Below are 18,232 nucleotides of genomic sequence, written 5' to 3'. Positions count from 1 at the left end.
GTCTTCAGGCCGCCGCGCGGCGCCGGTCGATCTTGCGCGCCAGCACGATCGACGTGGTGGTGTGGTTGACGCCGTCGAGCGTGCCGATCTCGTCGAGCAGCTTGTCGAGCCGGGCGTGCGTGTCGCAGCGGATCACCGCCATGTAGTCCACCGGACCGCTCACGGAATTCAGTTCCTCGATCTCCGGGAAGCGCTGCAGCGCCTTCACCACCGCGGGCGCCGCCTTCGGCATGACCGACAGGCCGCAGAACGCCAGGATGGCATGGTCTTCCATCTGCTGCCCGAGCCGCACGCCGTAGCCGGCGATCACGCCGCCGCGCTCCAGCCGCGCGATGCGCGCCACCACCGTGGTGCGGGCGATGCCCAGCTTGCGCGCCAGGTTGGCGGCGTTCTCGCGCGCGTTGGCCTGCAGCAGCGCGAGCAGGTGGCGGTCGGTCTGGTCGAGTTCGGTCATGGCGCAACGTCGCGACGTCGAAAGGGAGAGGGATGCCGATTCGACGATCGGTCTTGTCGAATCGTTCGATTATGGGGTGTTTTCGTCAATCTTGCCTGTTCATTCCGACTGTGGCTGCAACCATACTTCAGTCACCGGCGCAGAGGAGCCGAAGCGAACGAACACAGGCAATACCGCAATACCGCAATACCGACAGGAGAACATCATGAGCAAGCTCGATCCCCCCAGCCTGCTGGCCCCGGCCGGCACCGCGCCGGCCACGGGCGTCTTCCCGGTCCCGCTGCGCGTGGTGGTGCTCGGCGCCGGCAAGATCGGCCGCACCATTGCCGCCATGCTGCATGACAGCGGCGACTACAGCGTCATGCTGGTCGACCGCGACCCCGCGCAGCTCAAGGGCCTGCCCGAAGGCATCGCGGTGGGCGCCGGCACGCTGGAGCGGGAGCAGGACTGCGCGGCCCTGCTGCGCGGCGCCGATGCCGTGCTCAACGCGCTGCCGTTCCATGCCGCGGTGGGCGTGGCCACGGTGGCGGCCAGCCTTGGCGTGCATTACTTCGACCTGACCGAAGACGTGGCCGCCACCCACGCCATCCGCGCGCTGGGGGCCGGCGCGCGCGCGGTGCTGATGCCGCAGTGCGGACTGGCGCCGGGCTTCATCGGCGTGGTCGGCAACGAGCTTGCGCAGCGCTTCCTGCGCGGCGGCGGCGAACTGCTCGGCCTGAAGATGCGGGTCGGCGCGCTGCCGCGCTATCCCACCAACGCGCTCAAGTACAACCTGACCTGGAGCACGGAGGGGCTGATCAACGAATACTGCAATCCGTGCGAGGCCATCGTCGACGGGCGCCGGGTGGAGGTGGCCGCGCTGGAAGGGCTGGAAAGCTTCGCGCTGGACGGCGTCGAATACGAGGCCTTCAACACTTCCGGCGGACTGGGCACCTTGCCCGAGACGCTGGCCGGCCGCGCGCGCGACGTGGACTACAAGTCGATCCGCTATCCGGGCCACTGCGCGGTGATGAAGCTGCTGCTCGACGACCTGCGCCTGCGCGAGCGGCGCGACTGGGTGCGCGAGATCTTCGACAGCGCGATTCCCGCCACGCAGCAGGACGTGGTGATCGTGTTCGCCAGCGCCACCGGTTATGCCGCCGGCAGCGGCGGCGCGCGCGGGCGCCTGACGCAGGAGTCGTTCTCGGCGCGCATCGGCGGGACGGACACCGGGGCTGGCCACCTCAACGCCATCCAGCTCACCACCGCGGCCGGCATCTGCACCGCGCTGGACCTCGTGGCCACCGGCGTGCTGCCGCAGCAGGGCTTCGTGCCGCAGGAAGCGATGCCGCTGGACGCTTTCCTTGCCAACCGTTTCGGCCGACACTACACGCGTCACCCGCTCCAGGAGGCAACGGTATGAAAGCCAGGGAATTCGCGGCCTGCTGGCAGGCCATCGGTCTGCCGGCGCCGTGGCGCGAAGGCGAAGAAGGACCCGCGGGCGCGCTGCCGGTGCGCTCGCCCATCGACGGCGAAGCGTTCGGCCATCTCCCCGCCTGCACTCCGGCCGAAGCCGACGCGCGCATCGAACGCGCGCGCGTGGCGCAGGCCGGCTGGGCCCTGGTGCCCGCGCCGGTGCGCGGCGAAGTGGTGCGGCGCTTCGGCGAGGTGCTGCGCGAGCACAAGAAGCATCTCGGCCAGCTGGTCTCGCTGGAGTCCGGCAAGATCCTGCAGGAAGGGCTGGGCGAGGTGCAGGAGATGATCGACATCTGCGACTTCGCGGTCGGCCTGTCGCGCCAGCTGCACGGACTGACCATCGCCTCGGAGCGGCCGCAGCATGCCATGCGCGAGACCTGGCACCCGTACGGGCTGTGCGGCGTGATCTCGGCGTTCAATTTCCCGGTCGCGGTGTGGGCCTGGAACGCGGCGCTGGCGCTGGTGTGCGGCAACGGCGTGGTGTGGAAGCCGTCGGAGAAGACGCCGCTGTGCGCGCTCGCCGTGCAGGGCCTGCTGGACGGCGTGCTGGATGTCGCCGCGCCCCATCACGCCGGCATCGCCACCGTGCTGACCGGCGCGCAGGCGCTCGGGCAGCATCTGGTCGCGCATGCCGACGTGCGGCTGATCAGCGCCACCGGCTCCACGCGCATGGGCCGCGAGGTCGGCATCGCCTGCGCCGGGCAATTCAAGCGCGCCATCCTGGAGCTGGGCGGCAACAACGCGGCGATCGTCGCGCCGTCGGCCAATCTCGAACTGGCCATTCGCGCCATCACGTTTTCCGCCGCCGGCACCGCCGGGCAGCGCTGCACCACGCTGCGCCGCGCCTTCGTCCATGCCGACCTGTTCGACGCCGTGACCACGCGCCTGATGCATGTGTTCGACACCCTGCCCGTGGGCGATCCGCTCGCCGACGCCACGCTGGTCGGCCCGCTCATCGACGGCGCCGCCGGGGCCGCCATGGCCGGCGCGCTGCTGCGCTGCCGCGGGCATGGCAACGTGGTGCACGGCGGCGAGCGCGTGCTGGCGGAGCGCTACCCCAATGCCGAGTACGTGCGTCCGGCGCTGGTGCTGACCGACCGGCAGCACGAGACCATGCTGACCGAGACCTTCGCGCCGATCCTCTACGTGATGCCCTACGACACGCTGGACGAAGCCATCGCGCTGAACAACGCCGCGGCGCATGGCTTGTCGTCGTGCATCTTCACCGAATCGCTGCGCGAGGCCGAGCGCTTCCTGTCGGCCGCGGGCAGCGACTGCGGCATCGCCAACGTGAACATCGGCACCAGCGGCGCCGAGATCGGCGGCGCGTTCGGCGGCGAGAAAGCGACCGGCGGCGGGCGCGAGTCCGGCTCCGATGCGTGGAAGGGCTACATGCGGCGCGCCACCAACACCATCAACTACGGCGACGCGCTGCCGCTGGCGCAGGGGATACGGTTTGAGGTGTGAGATGCGGGCATGGCGCCGGCGAGGCGGCGCCATGCCATATACCGACACCCGGCCGTTTCCATTCGTAACAACGGTTACAGCACATTGACCCTGTATTACCAACCCGCCCCGTATAACGTTCTCATGGGCAAGGCATCACCTGCCCGCAAAGGACAACGAAAATGAAAACGTGGATGATTGGGATTGCAGTGGCTGGCTCCGCCCTGCTCGGGGGCTGCGCGGTCTATCCGGCTTATCCGGCCTATGGCTACGGCGGCGGCGGAGAAGTGGCCGTGGCGCCGGCGCCGGTGTATGCCGCGCCCTCGGTGGTGGTGACGCCGGGGTTCTATGGCGGTGGCTACTACGGCTACCGTGGCGGCTATTACGGCGGCCGCCGCTACCGCTACTGGCATTGAGGCGGACCGAGGCCGCGGCGCACGCCGGGAAGCCGGCAGGCGGCCTCCGGCGGTCTCAGGCCTGGCCGTTGAGCCCGCCCCAGCTCGGCGCCAGCGTCTGCGGCACGTCGATCAGGTCGAGCACGCGGCCGACGGTATGGTCCACCAGCTGGGCCACGCTCTGCGGCTTCTGGTAGAAGCCGGGCACGGGCGGGAAGATGATGCCGCCCATCTCGGTGACGGCGGTCATGTTGCGCAGGTGGGCCAGGTTCAGCGGTGTCTCGCGCACCATCAGCACCAGCTTGCGGCGCTCCTTGAGCGTGACGTCGGCGGCGCGGGTGATGAGGTTGTCGGACAGGCCGTGCGCCACCGCGGCCAGCGTGCGCATGGAGCACGGCGCGACCACCATCGCGTGGGACGCGAACGAGCCGCTGGCAATGGTGGCGCCGATGTCGCGCACGTTGTGCACGACGTGCGCGAAGGCTTCGACTTCGGCCTTGCCCATGTCCAGCTCGTGCTGCAGGTTCATCACGCCCGCGGGCGAAATCAGCAGGTGGGTCTCGATGCCGGGCGCGGCGCGCAGGATCTGCACCAGCCGCACCCCATAGACCGCGCCGGTGGCGCCGGTGATGGCGACGATCAGGCGCCGCGGCCTGCCGGTCCCGCGGTCGCCCGCGCCACCGCCTGCATCGCCGGCTGCGCTCATCGCGTGCTCAGGCCTTGAGCAGCGACTGCAGTTCGCCGTTCTGGTACATCTCCATCATGATGTCCGAGCCGCCGACGAATTCGCCGTTGACGTAGAGCTGGGGAATGGTCGGCCAGCTGGCGTATTCCTTGATGCCCTGGCGGATGCCTTCGTCTTCCAGCACGTTGACCGTGGTCGGCGCGTCCACGCCGCAGGCCTTCAGGATCTGGATGGCGCGGCCGGAGAAGCCGCACATCGGGAACTGGGCGGTGCCCTTCATGAACAGGACCACCGGGCTGCCCTTGACGATCTGGTCGATCTTTTGTTGCACGTCACTCATGATGTCTCTTTCGGTTGCGCGGGGCCGGCCACGCCGGATGCCGCAAGCGGGAAAATCGGCAGGCATGCGGAGTGCACGCCATGAAGGAAACGATTTTACCGGAATCGGCCGTTCCCGTTCAGGCGCCGCCGTCGGGTGCCGGCGGCGCCGCCAGGAGCCGCGCGCCGCTGCAGCGCTCGTGGCCGGCGAGGTCGCGCGCGGTGAAGACTTCGGCCAGCCCGGCCGCCGCCAGCAGGCCGCGCGTGGCGGCGCCCTGGTCGTAGCCATGCTCCATCAGCAGCCAGCCGCCCGGGTGCAGGCGCGCGGCGGCGCCGGCGACGATGGCGGCCAGGTCGGACAGGCCGTCGCCATGGTCGGTCAGCGCGTCGACGGGCTCGAAGCGCAGGTCGCCCTGCGCGAGGTGCGGGTCGCCGGCGGGGATATACGGCGGGTTGCTGACGATCAGGTCGAAGCGCAGGCCGTCGGGCAGCGCGGCATACCAGTCCGATATCAGGAAGCGCACATTGGCCGCGCCGAGCGCGTGCGCGTTCTCCCGCGCTACCCGCAACGCGCCCTCCGACACATCCGTGGCCCAGACTTCCGCGTCCGGCCGTTCGCAGGCCAGTGTGACGGCGAGTGCGCCCGAGCCCGTGCCCATGTCGAGCAGGCGCGGCGCGGACAGCGGCGCGATCCGCTTCAGCGCGGTTTCCACCGCGATCTCCGTGTCGGGCCGCGGAATCAGCACATCGGGCGTGACGCGGAACGGACGCCCGAAGAATTCGCGCTCGCCGAGCAGGTAGGCCACGGGCTCGCCGGCGAGCCGGCGCGCCAGCAGCGCGCCGAAACGGCCGCGGTCGGCCGGGGCCAGCGTGTCGCCGTCGCGCGTGATCAGTTGCGTGCGGGTCAGCCCGGTGACGTGCGTCAGCAGCATCCGTGCCTCCAGCGTCGGCAGGCCGGCCGCCGCGGCCAGCGCCAGGGCCTGGTGCACCGTGACCGTTTCAGGCAGGACAGCGGACGGGGCGGAGGAATGGCTGGACATGGATCGAAGTCAGGCGGACGGAACGGGTGCCGGAAAGCCGGAAAAAGCCAAAAAAGGCGCCGGAAAAAGGAAAACCCCGCCGGGCGGGGGCCTTGACGGGGTTCGCAGTGTAGCGCGCTTGTCCGCGCGGCGGCATTACTTGTTGACGGCGTCCTTGGCCTTGTCGGCGCCGGCGTTCACGGCATCCTTGGTGGCTTCCTTGGCGCGCTCCATCGCATTGCCGGCATCCACCTTGGCCTTTTCGGCGGCGGCGGAGACATCGGCGGCGGCGCCGCTGGCGGCGGCCTTGGCGGCGTCGGCGGCATTGCTGGCTGCGGCTGCGGCATCGCTGGCGGCGGCCTTGGCGGAATCGGCGGCGTTCTGCATGGCGCTGTCGGCGCTAGGCGTGGCGGGAGCTTCTTCCTTTTTGCCGCAGGCGGTCAGGGCAGCGGTGAGCATCAACAGCGCGAGCAATTTCTTCATGATTTCGTCCTTTTATCCATTAGGAGGGTAGACACGCCGCCCTCTGTGCGGCGGCTCAGTCGAAATCGATTATAGACAGCGAAAAATGCCACGCCAGTGCTGTTTCAAGCATTTACAACAGATACAAAGGTTTTCGTCGATGGCCGATTTATATGCCGCGATATGGGTTATCGGGGCCGCCTCGACATAACCGGCCTCCGATAATGCCGGCGCCGCGCCGCCATTTTTTGCAATTAATGGTCTTCGCCGAGCGCCGCCAGCTGGTCGGCCTGGTGTTCCGCCGCCAGCGCCGACAGCAACTCGTCCAGGTCGCCGTCCATGATCGCTTCGATCTTGTAGAGCGTCAGGTTGATGCGGTGGTCGGTGACCCGGCCTTGCGGGAAGTTGTACGTGCGGATGCGGTCGCTGCGGTCGCCGGAGCCGATCAGGTTGCGGCGGGTGCTGGCCTCCTTGGCCTGCGCGGCGCGCAACTGCGCGTCCATCAGGCGCGCGGCCAGCACTTTCATCGCCTTGTCCTTGTTGCGGTGCTGGCTGCGGTCGTCCTGGCATTCCACCACGATGCCGGTGGGCAGGTGAGTCAGGCGCACCGCCGAGTCGGTCTTGTTCACGTGCTGGCCGCCGGCGCCCGAGGCGCGGAAGGTGTCGACGCGCAGGTCGGCTGGATTGATCTGCACCTCGGCCACCTCGTCGGCCTCGGGCATCACCGCCACCGTGCAGGCCGAGGTGTGGATGCGGCCCTGCGCCTCGGTGGCCGGCACGCGCTGCACGCGGTGGCCGCCGGACTCGAACTTCAGGCGCGAGAAGGCCGCGTCGCCGACGATGCGGATGATGACTTCCTTGTAGCCGCCCAGGTCGGACGGCGATTCGCTCATCACCTCCACCTGCCAGCGCTGGCGCTCCGCGTAGCGCGTGTACATGCGCAGCAGGTTGGCGGCGAACAGCGCGCTTTCCTCGCCGCCCGCGCCGGCGCGGATTTCCAGCAGCAGGTTGCGGTCGTCGTTGGGGTCCTTGGGCAGCAGCAGCTTCTGCAGGCTGATCTCCAGCGCTTCCAGGCGCGCGCGCGCGGCGCCGATCTCGTCGGCCGCGAACTCCTTCATCTCGGGGTCGTCCAGCAGGGCCTGCCCGGTGGCCAGGTCTTCCTGCGCCTGGCGGTACTGCGCGTACTGCTCGGCCACCGGCGACAGTTCCGCGTGCTCGCGCGTGAGCTTGCGGTAGACGTCGATCCTGGCGGTGGCGTCCTCGCGGGCGAGCAGGGCGTTGACTTCGTCGAGTCGCTCGGACAGTTGGTCGAGCTTGGCTAGCATGCTGGCTTTCATGGGTATCCGGGCAGGGTCGCGATGAAGCGGAGGAAGCTGGTTAGGGCGGATGCCGGCAGGCGGCGTCGGGATGGCTTGCGCGGGCAAATGCCACGGCAGGCAAGGCGGGCGGTGCGCAGGACGCGCGCCGCCGGTGGAAGAGCGCTGCTAGCGCTCGGAGTGGCTGCTGTGGCGGAACAGGCCCGGCACCAGGCGCAGCAGGGTTTCGCGGTCGTCGCCCTGGGTGTGGTTGAGCGCGTGGGTGGGGCCGTGCAGGAACTTGCGGGTGAGCGCGCCGGACAGCGCCTCGAGCACCGCCTCGGGGTCGTCGCCGCGCGCCAGCATGCGGCGCGCGCGCTCCAGCTCGGCCTGGCGCATGGCTTCGCCCTGGGCCTGCAGGTCGCGGATGACGGGCACCACGCTGCGGGTTTCCAGCCAGTGCATGAAGTTCTGCACGCGGCTCTCGATGATGGCTTCGGCCTGCGCCACGGCGGCCTGGCGCATGGCGTTGCCTTCGCGCACGATGGCGCCGAGGTCGTCCACGGTGTACAGGAACACGTCGTCCAGGCGCGCGACTTCGGGCTCCACGTCGCGCGGCACGGCCAGGTCGACCATCATGATCGGGCGGTGGCGGCGCAGCTTGACCGCGCGCTCGACCGCGCCCAGGCCGATGATGGGCAGCGAGCTGGCGGTGCAGGACACCACGATGTCGAATTCATGCAGGCGCGCGCCCAGGTCCGACAGGCGGATCGCCTCGGTGGTCAGGCCCTGTCCGGCCAGTTGCTCGGCGAGCTTCTCGCCGCGCTCCACGGTGCGGTTGGCCACCACGATCTGGCGCGGCGTCTGCGCGGCAAAGTGCGTGGCGCACAGTTCGATCATCTCGCCCGCGCCGATGAACAGCACGCGCTGGGTGGAGACGCTTTCGAAGATCCGCTGCGCCAGGCGTACCGCGGCGGCGGCCATCGACACCGAATGCGCGCCGATCTCGGTCTGGCCGCGCACTTCCTTGGCCACCGCGAAGGTGCGCTGGAACAACTGGTTCAGGTAGGTGCCAAGCGCGCCGGCCTCGCCGGCGGTGCGCACCGCGTCCTTCAGCTGGCCCAGGATCTGGGTTTCGCCCAGCACCATCGAATCCAGCCCGCTGGCCACACGGAAGGCATGGCGCACGGCTTCGGACTGCGGCAGGGAATAGAGGTGGGGCGCCAGCTCCCCGGCCGGCACGTTGTGGTGCTGCGCCAGCCAGCGCAGCGTGTGCTCGAAGCCGGCGTCGCCGTTGACCAGCACGTCGGTGGCGCAATAGATCTCGGTGCGGTTGCAGGTAGAGAGGATGGCGGCTTCGGTGCCGTTCCTGCCCGCCAGGTGCGTGCGCAGCGCCCCCAGCGCCGGTTTGATCTGCTCGAGCGGAAACGCCACCCGTTCGCGCAGCGAGACGGGCGCCGTGGTGTGATTGATACCGATCGCGAGCAGTTGCATGGTGGGGGACATGTCTTTGGACCGGGCCCCGCGGGGTGCCATGCTCCAGGCTGGCTGCCGCGCGGGCTTCAAAAGGCAAGTCCGCGGCGTGGTTTTCACGCGGCGGACTCCGGCGCATTGCGCCGCCGAACCGGGCTACATTATAACGCCCGATGCAAAATTTGCTTCGGAAGGGCGGTCCGGGCGCGGTTTACCGTATCCTCGGGGCCACGTGGCGCCGGTGCTCGTGGCGCAAAAGCCGCGTCATGACATGGATTTCCGGGGAAAGTGATGCTTGGGACGCTGATTGTGGGCGTGTTGGTCGGACTCGCTGCGCGGTCGCTCCATCCCTCGGGGCGGGTCGGCCTGCCGGCGGCCGTGGTGTTGGGGGCGCTTGGCGCGCTGGCGGCCTTCTACGGCGGCCGCGCGCTGCACTGGTTCACGGACGGGCAGATGGCGGGCTGGTTCGCCGGCATCGTCGGCGCCGGCGTGCTGGTCGGGGCCTGGGGGCTGGCGCGGCGGCGCTGACCGGTATTCCTGCCCGGGCCATTGCAGGCGGTGCCGGGCAGCGTGGTTTATCCCCGGTTGCGCAAAAATCGCCCCAATACTCCCTCCGAATAATGGCTGGCCACTTCGGTCAGGAACGCGGAAAAATCCACGTGCGCGGTATCGTCGGCACGGTCCGATAAAGTCCGCATTACCGCATGGCGCACGCCATATTCGTGGCAGACCTGGGCCACCGCGGCGCCTTCCATTTCCACCGCCAGCACGCCCGGCAGGCGCTCGCGCAATTCCGCCGCGGCTGCCGGCGAGCCGATGAACTGGTCGCCGCTGGCGATCATGCCCACATGCAGCGCGGGCGCGCTCACGCCGAAGCGGGCCAGCACGCCGGCGGGGGTCGCCGCGGGCAGTTCTTCGCGCAGGTAGCCGTCCACGGCCGCGCGCAGCTCGGCGGTCAATGCCGGGTCGGCGGGGAATTCGGCGCGGTCGAGCAGCGGCACCTCGTGGCGGGCGAAGAACGGGCGCGCGTCCAGGTCGTGCTGCAGCGTGCGGTCCGCCACCACCACGTCGCCCACGCGCGTGCGCGCGCCGATGCCGCCGGCCAGGCCGGTGAAGACGATCTCGTCCACGCCGAACTCGCGCACCAGCGTCACCGTGGTGGCCGCGGCCGCCACCTTGCCCATGCGCGCCAGCACCAGCACGCAGGGCTGGCCGTACAGGTGGCCGACGTGATAGTCGCGCATGCCGATGCGCCGCACGCTGGCGCGCGCGTCGTCGTGGCGCATGGCGGCCACGAGGCCGTCGACTTCATCGTGGATGGCGGCGAGGATACCGAGGGTCATGGCGGGGCGCCCCGAGGCGCAGGCGGAAAAACGCACAGCATACCGGCCCGCCGGGCGGCCGCAAAGCGGCGGCGGCGCCGGCAAGGAAAGCTGCGCGGCCGCGCGCGCGTTTGCTACAGTGCACAGGCGTATCCATCACACGGGACCTCCATGCACCCATCCTCGATGCAAAGCATGCAAGACCGGCGCGCCGTGCGCCAGGCGCTGGCCCACTGGCGCGAGCAGCATGCCATCGCCGCCGACGGCGTGGCCGCCGCCTGGCCGCGCGCCGAGCCCGACGCGCCCGCGTGGCGGCACTGGCTGGACCGCGCCTTGCTGGCGCTGGGCGCGGCGCTGCTGTGCGCCGGCGTGATCGTCTTCTTCGCCTTCAACTGGCAAGACCTGCACAAGTTCGCCAAATTCGGGCTGCTGGCCGGCGCCCTGAGCCTGCTGGCCGCCTTCGCCTGGCTGCGTCCGGCCGGGGACACGGCGGCCCGCGCCGCGCTGTGCGGCGCGCAGATGGTGGCCGGCGTGCTGCTGGCCGTGATCGGGCAGGTCTACCAGAGCGGCGCCGACGCGTGGCAACTGTTCGCGCTGTGGGCGCTGCTGGCGGTGCCGTGGGCGCTGGCCGCGCGCGCCGCGCCGCACTGGTGGCTGGTGATCGTGCTGGCCAACGTGGCGCTGCTGCGCTACTGCAGCGTGCGGCTGGGCGTGGGCGGCATGTTCGAGCTGCTGTTCGGCGCGGCGGGCGAGCGCGGCACCACGCTGTTCCTGCTGGGCGCCACGCTGGCGCAGCTTGTGCTGTGGTTCTTGCTGTGCGCGGCGCTGCCGGCGCTCGGCTTCCGCGGCCAGGCCGGCGCGCGCATCGTGGCCGCGCTGGCGTGCGCCTGCGCCGGCTGGCTCGGCATCGGCAGCCTCCTGCAAAGCCGCCTCGACGCCGCCATGCTCGGCGTGGCCGTGCTGGCGCTGGGCGCGCTGCTGGCCTGGTTCCGGCTGCGCGCGTTCGACGTGGTCGCGCTCAGCCTGGCCAGCTTCGCCCTCATCGTGGTGGTGGTGACGGCCGCCGCGCGCGCGTTGCTGGAGGGCAGCCGCAGCGGATTCGGCGCCTTCCTGCTGCTGGGGCTGCTGACCATCGGCCTGTCCGCCATTGCCGCCGCATGGCTGCTGCGCGCCCAGCGCCAGCACGATGCGGTCCCCGCGCAAGGAGAGCCGGCATGAACAGCCAGCGTGAGGTAGTGCAGCGGCTGTGGCAGGACCTCGCCGCGCGCGGCCTGGTGCACGGGCAACCGGCACAGGCACACGCCGGCACGCCGTGGGCGGTGCGGCTGCTGATGGGCGCGGCCGGCTGGCTCGGCGCGATCTTCTTCCTTGCCTTCCTGCTCGGCTCGGTCTTCGTCGCCGCGCGCGACAACGGCGTGGCGATGGCCTTGTGCGGCGCCGCCATGATCGCGCTGGCGGCGGTGCTGTACCGGCGCGGCACCGGCACCGCGCTCGAACAGTTCGCGCTGGCCGTGAGCCTCAGCGGGCAGAACCTGCTGGTGTTCGGCGCGGGCCAGGCTTACGGCGGCACCCGCCTGCTGGAAACCTGCGCCTTCTGGGCCGCGCTGGCATTGCTCGAAGCCGTGCTCTACGTGCTGGTGCGCAACCGGCTGCACCGCTTCCTGTGCGCGCTCGGCGTGTGGAGCGGCGTGGCGGTGGCGCTGCAACTGGCGATGATGCCGGACCTGCGCCATGCCTGGGAGTGGACGGCCCTGTCGCTGGGCTGGCTGGCGCCGCTCGCGCTGGCGCTGCTGGCCGCATTCGTGTGGGCCGAGGGCCGGCTGTGCGCCGCGGGCCGGCACGGCTGGCTGGAGCCGGCCGCGGATGCCACGTTGCTGTTTGCGCTGGGCGCCGCGCTGGTGGTGACCGGCCTGGGCACGCCTCACGCGTTCCTGTTCGATGTCGAGACCGGGCGCCACGCCACGCCGTACTGGATGGCCGGCGCGCTGTGCGGCGCGATGCTGGCCGCCTTCGTATTGGCCGAGAGCGGCCGCCTGCGCCTGGCGGTCCCGGTACGCGCCGCGGCCGTCGCGGGCGCCGCGCTGTTCAGCGCATTGCTGGCCGGCGCGCCCGCGGTGGTGGCCGCCGCGCTGGCGCTGGGCCTCGCGTTGCGCCGCGGCTCGCTGCCCTGGCTCGGGCTGGCCGTGGCCGCGCTGGCCGGCGGCTTTATCTGGTACTACGGCGCGCTGCACTGGACACTGCTGATCAAGTCCGCCACGCTGGCCGGTGCCGGCCTTGCCATTCTGATATTGCGCGCCGGGCTGCGGCGCGGCAGCGCAAGGAGCCCCTCATGAAACGCTGGATACTGATTGCCTGGGCGCTCACGCTCGGGCTGGCGGCCGCCGCCATCGGCACCAAGGAGCATCTGCTCGCGCGCGGCGATACCATCTACCTGCGGCTGGCGCCCGTCGATCCGCGCTCGCTGATGCAGGGCGACTACATGGCGCTCAACTTCGCCATTGCCGACGCCATCCGCGCGGCACGCCAGCGGCAGGACCTGCCCGCCGAACGGGAGCAGGTCGCCGTGGTCCGGCGCGATGCGCGCGGCGAAGCCGGCCTGGTACGCCTGCATGCCGGCGAGCCGCTTGCCGCCGGCGAGCAACTGCTGCGCTTCCAGACCGTGCCGTCGCGCTGGGGCGGCGTGCAGGTACAGGTATCGACCGACGCGTATTTCTTCCAGGAAGGCCAGGGCGCGCGCTTCGAGAAGGCGCGCTTCGGCGAGTTCCGCGTGGGGGCAGAGGGACAGGCCTTGCTGGTAGGGCTGCGGGACGAAAACCTGCAGCCCCTCTGAGCAGCGCTCAGTGCGCCGCGCGCTTCGGCGTCACCAGCGACACCACGAACGTCACCACCGTGTTGGCCGCCAGCGCTATCAGCCCGATATAGAGCGGATACGTGGCGCTGCCCAGGTGCACCGCGTACACCGGCTTGAGGCCCTGCGAAACCGCCAGCCCGGTGCCCACCACGACACCAACCGCCCAGCCCAGCATCAGCCCGGTGGTGTTGAGCCGTCGCGTGTACAGCGTGTACACCACCGCCGGGAAGACCTGCAGGATCCACACGCCGCCGAGCAATTGCAGGTCGATGGCGTACTGCGTGGGCAGGAACACGATGAACAGCAGCGCGCCGAACTTCACCACCAGCGACACGATCTTCGCCGTGGACGCCTCCGCCGCCGGCGTGATGTCGGGCGACACCAGCGGCCGCCACAGGTTGCGCGTAAACAAGTTGGCCGCGCCGATCGACATGATGGCCGCCGGCACCAGCGCGCTGATGGCAATCGCCGCCGCCGCGAAGCCGACGAACCACGACGGGAACAGCGTGGCGAACAAGGCCGGCACCACGTCCGACGGCGAACTCACGCGCACGCCCGCCGCGATCGCCATGTAGCCCAGCAGCGCGATCAGCCCCAGCAGCAAGGTATAGGCCGGCAGCAAGATGGCGTTCTTGCGCACCGTGGCGGCGGACGACGACGACAGCACCGCCGTCATCGTATGCGGATACATGAAGGCCGCCAGCGCCGAGCCCAGCGCCAGCGAGGCGAAGGCCGTGTACTGCGAAGGCTTGAGGATGATGCCGGTGGCGCCGCCCTTGGCCTGGAAGTACTTGTCGGCCACGTCGAACACATGGCCGTAGCCGCCCAGCTTGGACGGAATCAGCCACACCGCCGCGATCACCACGATATAGATCATGATGTCCTTGACGAAGGCGATCATCGCCGGCGCGCGCAAGCCGCTGGTGTACGTGTACAGCGCCAGGATCACGAAGGCCACCACCAGCGGCACCTCGCCGTTGACGCCCAGCCCCTTGATCACCACCTCCATGCCCACCAGCTGCAGCGCGATGTACGGCATGGTCGCCACGATGCCCGTGATGGCCACCGCCGCCGGCAGCAGCTTGCCGCCATACTCGCCATGCACGTAGTCCGCCGCCGTGATGTGGTTGCGCGCATGCGCGATCTGCCACAGCTTCGGCATGATCAGGAAGACGAAGGGATAGACGATGATGGTGTAAGGCAGCGCGAAGAAACCATACGCGCCCACCGAATACACCAGCGCCGGCACCGCGATCACCGTGTAGGCGGTGTAGAAATCCCCGCCCACCAGGAACCATGTGATCAGCGTGCCGAACTGCCGCCCGCCCAGGCCCCACTCGTGCAGCTGCGTCAGGTCCCCGCGCTTCCAGCGCGCGGCGAAGAACCCCACCAGCGTGACCAGCACGAAGAAGGCGATGAAGACCGCCATCGCCACCGGATCGATGGGAATGGGGCCGCTCATCTGACCCACCGGTAGACGATGTAGATCAGCAGCGAGGTCAGCGGCACCCACAGGAACTGATACCAGTAGAACAGCGGGAAGCCCGCGATGGACGGCTCCGTATCGTTATAGAACGGCAGCCACAGCAGGGCGAGGTAGGGGAGCAGCAGGGTGATGCGCAGCCACGCGTGGCGGGGGGGCGGGTTTGCAGGTTCCACGAGTATTTTCTCTCGGTTGGTCCGTTGCATAAGACTGCTCGTATCGATGGCGCGGCGGCATGTCGCGCGCTTGCTACAAAGCGCATCCATGCGAGCAGGCCCTCATTGGTATCGTCTTCAAGACATGGGGGCGACGCTACACGCCGGCCGCGAGCCCGGAGCATCGTGTCCCGGCCCGCTTGTGCCTTGAGGGCTGCTTCAGTCTAGGCGATCGGCGGGGAGATTTCACTGCGGCTTGCAGGGGGAGGCGTAGCCGCAGGCGCCGCGCGTTGCGGTTGTACACCCAACCGGCGAAGGGTGGGTGCTTGCCCGTCGATTGCCGTTACCCTTTTCGGGTGGCTGGATTTCCGCACCCGCCCCGCAAAGCGGAAATCCTTTGTTTCATGGGGCAATGGACGGCATCGGCCGCCTCGGCGGACAGGCCAAGACCGTGCTGGTCACCCATCTGCAGCAGAGCAACCGCTTCAACGTGCTCGACCGCGACAATATGGAAGAGATCAAGCGCGAAGCCACCATCAAGAGCCAGGCGCAACGCCTGAAGGGCGCCGACTACGTGATCACCGGCGACGTGACCGAGTTCGGCCGCAAGGAAGTCGGCGCCCAGCAACTGTTCGGCATCCTCGGCCGCGGCAAGTCCCAGGTGGCCTACGCCAAGGTTGCGCTCAACGTGGTCAACATCGCCACCTCGGAAGTCGTGTTCTCGAGCCAGGGCGCCGGCGAATACGCGTTGTCCAGCCGCGAGATCATCGGCTTCGGCGGCACGCAGAGCTACGACTCCACGCTCAACGGCAAGGTGCTCGACCTGGCCATGCGCGAAGCGGTCACCAACCTGATCACCGGCATCGAAAGCGGCGCGTGGAAGCCGGGCAATCCGTAAAGCCGGCTAGTTTGTCGAAGAGGAGAAGAAGTGAAAGAAGTCAAAAAGCAAAAGCAGTACCGGCCGTGGCGCGCCGTCGTGCCGGCCTTGACGGGAATCGTGTTGCTGGCGGGCTGCGCAGGGCCCAAGACCTTGTACCAGTGGGAAAGCTACCAGCCGCAGGTCTACGAATACTTCAAGGGCGAGCCCAAGCAGGCGCAGATCGAAGCGCTCGAGCGCGATATGCAGAAGATCGCGGCCGCCGGCGCCACGCCGCCACCCGGCTACCACGCCCACCTGGGCCTGCTGTATGCCGGGATCGGCAAGGACGACCAGATGGCATCGCCTTCAGTCCTCGGTCGGTGGCGTCGAGGTCGATCTTGATTCTGCGTTATCGGCGGATGACGAATGAGGGTAAACAGATCTGTGCCGTTGTTGATCAATGGCTGTCAGGAGGCCGCCAGCTCTTCATCCGCCTGCCGCAGGTGGTAGGGGCGAATCAGCACCTCGGCGGGCAGCTTCAAGCCCTCGGCCAGCTTGCGGATCATTTCCAGCGTCAGCGGGCGGACGCGGTTCAGGATGTCGGACACCCTGCCACGCGGCCCGATGTAGGGCTCCAGGTCCTTGCGTGTCAAGCCGCGCGCCTCCATGACGTGGTCCAGGAAGTCGATGGGGTCAGGATCGGTAATCGGGAAATGCTCGCGCTCGTATTGCTCGATCAGCAGAGTCAGCACGTCCAGTTGGTCGGCAGCCGGTGATTTTGCAGGCGCATCCCACAGGCGATCAACTTCAGCCAACGCTGCCCGGTAGTCCTTCTTGGTGCGAATCAGCTTGAGTTCCATGTCGGGCTCCTTCAAATCGTCTCGACGTCGATTTTGTCGTACTGGCGATGCGTGCCGAGGAATCGGACGTACATCAAGCCCTTGTCATAGCGCACGGACACCACCATACGGTAGTCGTTGCCTTTGATGTTGAACACCACCCGGTTGTTTCCGGTGAAGCTGGCATTCCCGTAGGCGGCCTTGATGTCTGCCGGCGTCTTCCAGGCGGCACGACTTGCCAGGGCATACCACGACCGCAATGGCGTTTCGGCATCGGGACGGGATTCCCAGAACGTCCGCAAAGTGGAAAGGGCGATGATGCGCATGTCCCACTCTAGCATGATACCAAAATGGTAGCAAATGGCAGGCCGCCGCATGGCCTGGACAAGCGAGGAGTTTTCTCGTCGGAACCTGTCCAAGCCCTGGGCAGACTGAAGCAGAGAAGGCAGCATCTTTTCGACGCAGTACCTTTCGATACCCACGTTCCACCAGGATTACAACGAACGACAAGAACCTACAGGAAACAAAAAACCCCGCATTTGCGCGGGGTTCAAGGGATACCTGGAAGTTGATGAATCTTGGTCGAACAGTTCCTGCCAGTCAGACGTTAAACAAGAAATTCATCACATCCCCATCCTTCACCACATATTCCTTTCCTTCCGCCCGCATCTTCCCGGCTTCCTTGGCGCCTTGCTCGCCCTTGTAGGTAATGAAGTCCTCATAGGCGATGGTCTGCGCGCGGATGAAGCCGCGTTCGAAGTCGGTGTGGATCACGCCGGCGGCCTGCGGGGCGGTGTCGCCTACGTGGATGGTCCAGGCGCGCACTTCCTTCACGCCGGCGGTGAAGTAGGTCTGCAGGCCGAGCAGGGTGAAGCCGGCGCGGATCACGCGGTCCAGGCCCGGTTCTTCCATGCCGAGGTCGGCCAGGAATTCGGCCTTGTCGGCGTCGTCGAGGTCGGCGATCTCGGCTTCGATGGCGGCGCACACGGCCACCACCGGCGACTTGGTCTTGGCGGCGTGGGCGCGTACGGCGTCCAGGTGGGGGTTGTTCTCGAAGCCGTCTTCACGCACGTTGGCCACGTACATGGTGGGCTTGGCGGTGATCAGGCAGAGCGGCTTGATGGCGGCCCATTCTTCGTCCGACAGGTCGAGCGTGCGCACGGCTTTGGCTTCGTTGAGCACCGCCTGGGCCTTTTCCAGCACGGCTACCAGGCGCAGCGCTTCCTTGTCGCCGGCGCGCGCCGGCTTGATATAGCGGGCGTGGGCTTTTTCGACGGTGGCGAGGTCGGCCAGCGCCAGTTCGGTATTGATCACTTCGATGTCGGACAGCGGATCGACCTTGCCGGCCACGTGGATCACGTTGTCGTCTTCGAAGCAGCGCACCACGTGGGTGATGGCGTCGGTTTCGCGGATGTTGGCCAGGAACTGGTTGCCCAGGCCTTCACCCTTGGAGGCGCCCGCCACCAGGCCGGCGATGTCGACGAACTCGACCACGGCCGGCAGCACGCGCTCGGGCTTGACGATCTCGGCCAGCTTGGCGAGCCTCGGATCCGGCACTTCCACCACGCCCACATTGGGCTCGATGGTGCAGAACGGATAGTTCTCGGCGGCGATGCCGGCCTTGGTCAGGGCGTTGAACAGCGTGGACTTGCCGACGTTGGGCAGGCCGACGATGCCGCATTTGAGGCTCATGGTAGAAGGCTTGAAATAGCAAAACCCCT

The 18,232-nt window shown here is 68.5% G+C and carries 21 protein-coding genes and 1 pseudogene; 9 read left to right on the top strand and 13 right to left on the bottom strand.

All coding sequences use genetic code 11. The annotated features are described in order from the left end of the window. Positions 1-4 precede the first annotated feature (4 nt). Positions 5-454 carry an Lrp/AsnC family transcriptional regulator gene (locus ACKI2N_RS17535; protein ID WP_420994395.1) on the bottom strand — a complete coding sequence of 150 codons (450 nt, stop codon included), beginning with the start codon at positions 452-454 and terminating at the stop codon, positions 5-7. Between the two features lie 205 nt (positions 455-659). Between ACKI2N_RS17535 and ACKI2N_RS17530 the strand changes: the two genes are divergently transcribed. From ACKI2N_RS17530 to ACKI2N_RS17520, 3 genes are all read left to right on the top strand, one after another. Beyond that, positions 660-1,856 (top strand): saccharopine dehydrogenase C-terminal domain-containing protein, encoded by a 1,197-nt coding sequence (locus ACKI2N_RS17530; protein ID WP_420994394.1) that lies wholly within the window; start codon positions 660-662, stop codon positions 1,854-1,856. Beyond that, a complete protein-coding gene (gene amaB / locus ACKI2N_RS17525; protein ID WP_420994393.1) occupies positions 1,853-3,376 on the top strand; it encodes an L-piperidine-6-carboxylate dehydrogenase in 1,524 nt (507 codons plus the stop codon). Before ACKI2N_RS17530 ends, amaB begins: the two co-directional genes overlap by 4 nt. Positions 3,377-3,549: 173 nt before the next feature. Next, complete coding sequence (locus ACKI2N_RS17520; RefSeq protein WP_420994392.1) at positions 3,550-3,771, top strand: hypothetical protein; 222 nt, start codon at positions 3,550-3,552, stop codon at positions 3,769-3,771. 55 nt (positions 3,772-3,826) lie between these two features. On the opposite strand, the gene ACKI2N_RS17515 is transcribed toward ACKI2N_RS17520, so the two are convergent. The 6 genes from ACKI2N_RS17515 to hemA all read right to left on the bottom strand — a co-directional run bounded on the left by ACKI2N_RS17515 (position 3,827) and on the right by hemA (position 9,023). After that, positions 3,827-4,456, bottom strand: a complete 630-nt coding sequence (locus ACKI2N_RS17515; RefSeq protein ID WP_420994391.1) for a UbiX family flavin prenyltransferase — start codon at positions 4,454-4,456, stop codon at positions 3,827-3,829. A 7-nt stretch (positions 4,457-4,463) separates the two neighbouring features. After that, entirely contained in the window at positions 4,464-4,775 is a 312-nt protein-coding gene (grxD, locus tag ACKI2N_RS17510; RefSeq protein ID WP_035875397.1) for a Grx4 family monothiol glutaredoxin, read from the bottom strand. A gap of 118 nt (positions 4,776-4,893) precedes the next feature. Beyond that, positions 4,894-5,793: a peptide chain release factor N(5)-glutamine methyltransferase gene (gene prmC, locus ACKI2N_RS17505; RefSeq protein WP_420994390.1), complete on the bottom strand. Its 900-nt coding sequence runs from the start codon at positions 5,791-5,793 to the stop codon at positions 4,894-4,896. Positions 5,794-5,928: 135 nt separating this feature from the next. Next, on the bottom strand, positions 5,929-6,255 hold the full coding sequence (locus ACKI2N_RS17500) for a hypothetical protein (RefSeq protein ID WP_420994389.1): 327 nt from the start codon (positions 6,253-6,255) through the stop codon (positions 5,929-5,931). A 233-nt stretch (positions 6,256-6,488) separates the two neighbouring features. After that, positions 6,489-7,571, bottom strand: a complete 1,083-nt coding sequence (gene prfA, locus ACKI2N_RS17495; RefSeq protein WP_420994388.1) for a peptide chain release factor 1 — start codon at positions 7,569-7,571, stop codon at positions 6,489-6,491. Positions 7,572-7,718: 147 nt separating this feature from the next. Further along, a complete protein-coding gene (gene hemA / locus ACKI2N_RS17490) occupies positions 7,719-9,023 on the bottom strand; it encodes a glutamyl-tRNA reductase (protein WP_420994504.1) in 1,305 nt (434 codons plus the stop codon). Positions 9,024-9,293: 270 nt separating this feature from the next. Here hemA and ACKI2N_RS17485 point away from each other — a divergent pair, with 270 nt between their 5' ends. Beyond that, positions 9,294-9,530: a GlsB/YeaQ/YmgE family stress response membrane protein gene (locus tag ACKI2N_RS17485; RefSeq protein ID WP_420994387.1), complete on the top strand. Its 237-nt coding sequence runs from the start codon at positions 9,294-9,296 to the stop codon at positions 9,528-9,530. 47 nt (positions 9,531-9,577) lie between these two features. Here ACKI2N_RS17485 and ACKI2N_RS17480 read toward each other — a convergent pair whose 3' ends face one another. Next, positions 9,578-10,345, bottom strand: coding sequence for a 5'-methylthioadenosine/adenosylhomocysteine nucleosidase (locus ACKI2N_RS17480; RefSeq protein WP_420994386.1), 768 nt, complete (start codon positions 10,343-10,345; stop codon positions 9,578-9,580). Positions 10,346-10,510: 165 nt separating this feature from the next. Between ACKI2N_RS17480 and ACKI2N_RS17475 the strand changes: the two genes are divergently transcribed. Genes ACKI2N_RS17475 through ACKI2N_RS17465 form a run of 3 tightly spaced genes read left to right on the top strand, consistent with a single transcriptional unit; the run spans position 10,511 to position 13,154 of the window. Beyond that, positions 10,511-11,542 carry a DUF2157 domain-containing protein gene (locus ACKI2N_RS17475; RefSeq protein ID WP_420994384.1) on the top strand — a complete coding sequence of 344 codons (1,032 nt, stop codon included), beginning with the start codon at positions 10,511-10,513 and terminating at the stop codon, positions 11,540-11,542. After that, on the top strand, positions 11,539-12,657 hold the full coding sequence (locus ACKI2N_RS17470; protein WP_420994383.1) for a DUF4401 domain-containing protein: 1,119 nt from the start codon (positions 11,539-11,541) through the stop codon (positions 12,655-12,657). The genes ACKI2N_RS17475 and ACKI2N_RS17470 overlap by 4 nt, the downstream gene beginning before the upstream one ends. Continuing rightward, entirely contained in the window at positions 12,654-13,154 is a 501-nt protein-coding gene (locus tag ACKI2N_RS17465; RefSeq protein ID WP_420994382.1) for a GDYXXLXY domain-containing protein, read from the top strand. Before ACKI2N_RS17470 ends, ACKI2N_RS17465 begins: the two co-directional genes overlap by 4 nt. Before the next feature lie 7 nt (positions 13,155-13,161). Here ACKI2N_RS17465 and mctP read toward each other — a convergent pair whose 3' ends face one another. Together mctP and ACKI2N_RS17455 are read right to left on the bottom strand one after the other, a co-directional pair. Beyond that, positions 13,162-14,637, bottom strand: a complete 1,476-nt coding sequence (gene mctP, locus ACKI2N_RS17460) for a monocarboxylate uptake permease MctP (RefSeq protein WP_420994381.1) — start codon at positions 14,635-14,637, stop codon at positions 13,162-13,164. Beyond that, entirely contained in the window at positions 14,634-14,834 is a 201-nt protein-coding gene (locus tag ACKI2N_RS17455) for a DUF3311 domain-containing protein (RefSeq protein WP_420994380.1), read from the bottom strand. Before ACKI2N_RS17455 ends, mctP begins: the two co-directional genes overlap by 4 nt. 394 nt (positions 14,835-15,228) lie before the next feature. On the opposite strand from ACKI2N_RS17455, the pseudogene ACKI2N_RS17450 reads away from it, so the two are divergent. Together ACKI2N_RS17450 and ACKI2N_RS17445 are read left to right on the top strand one after the other, a co-directional pair. Then, a pseudogene (locus ACKI2N_RS17450) lies at positions 15,229-15,711 on the top strand (CsgG/HfaB family protein); the annotation flags it as partial. Positions 15,712-15,741: 30 nt separating this feature from the next. Continuing rightward, positions 15,742-16,074 carry a DUF4810 domain-containing protein gene (locus ACKI2N_RS17445; protein ID WP_420994379.1) on the top strand — a complete coding sequence of 111 codons (333 nt, stop codon included), beginning with the start codon at positions 15,742-15,744 and terminating at the stop codon, positions 16,072-16,074. A gap of 65 nt (positions 16,075-16,139) precedes the next feature. Here ACKI2N_RS17445 and ACKI2N_RS17440 read toward each other — a convergent pair whose 3' ends face one another. From ACKI2N_RS17440 to ychF, 3 genes are all read right to left on the bottom strand, one after another. Next, positions 16,140-16,532 (bottom strand): helix-turn-helix domain-containing protein, encoded by a 393-nt coding sequence (locus ACKI2N_RS17440; RefSeq protein ID WP_420994378.1) that lies wholly within the window; start codon positions 16,530-16,532, stop codon positions 16,140-16,142. Positions 16,533-16,543: 11 nt separating this feature from the next. Next, on the bottom strand, positions 16,544-16,837 hold the full coding sequence (locus tag ACKI2N_RS17435; protein WP_420994377.1) for a type II toxin-antitoxin system HigB family toxin: 294 nt from the start codon (positions 16,835-16,837) through the stop codon (positions 16,544-16,546). 274 nt (positions 16,838-17,111) lie between these two features. Further along, positions 17,112-18,203, bottom strand: a complete 1,092-nt coding sequence (gene ychF, locus ACKI2N_RS17430; protein ID WP_420994376.1) for a redox-regulated ATPase YchF — start codon at positions 18,201-18,203, stop codon at positions 17,112-17,114. Between the last annotated feature and the right edge of the window lie 29 nt (positions 18,204-18,232).

The sequence above is a fragment of the Cupriavidus sp. 30B13 genome (assembly GCF_049059565.2).
Lineage (GTDB): Bacteria > Pseudomonadota > Gammaproteobacteria > Burkholderiales > Burkholderiaceae > Cupriavidus.
The sequence above is the reverse complement of the archived record's forward strand: the minus strand, read 5'-3'. Positions and strand labels throughout refer to the sequence as shown.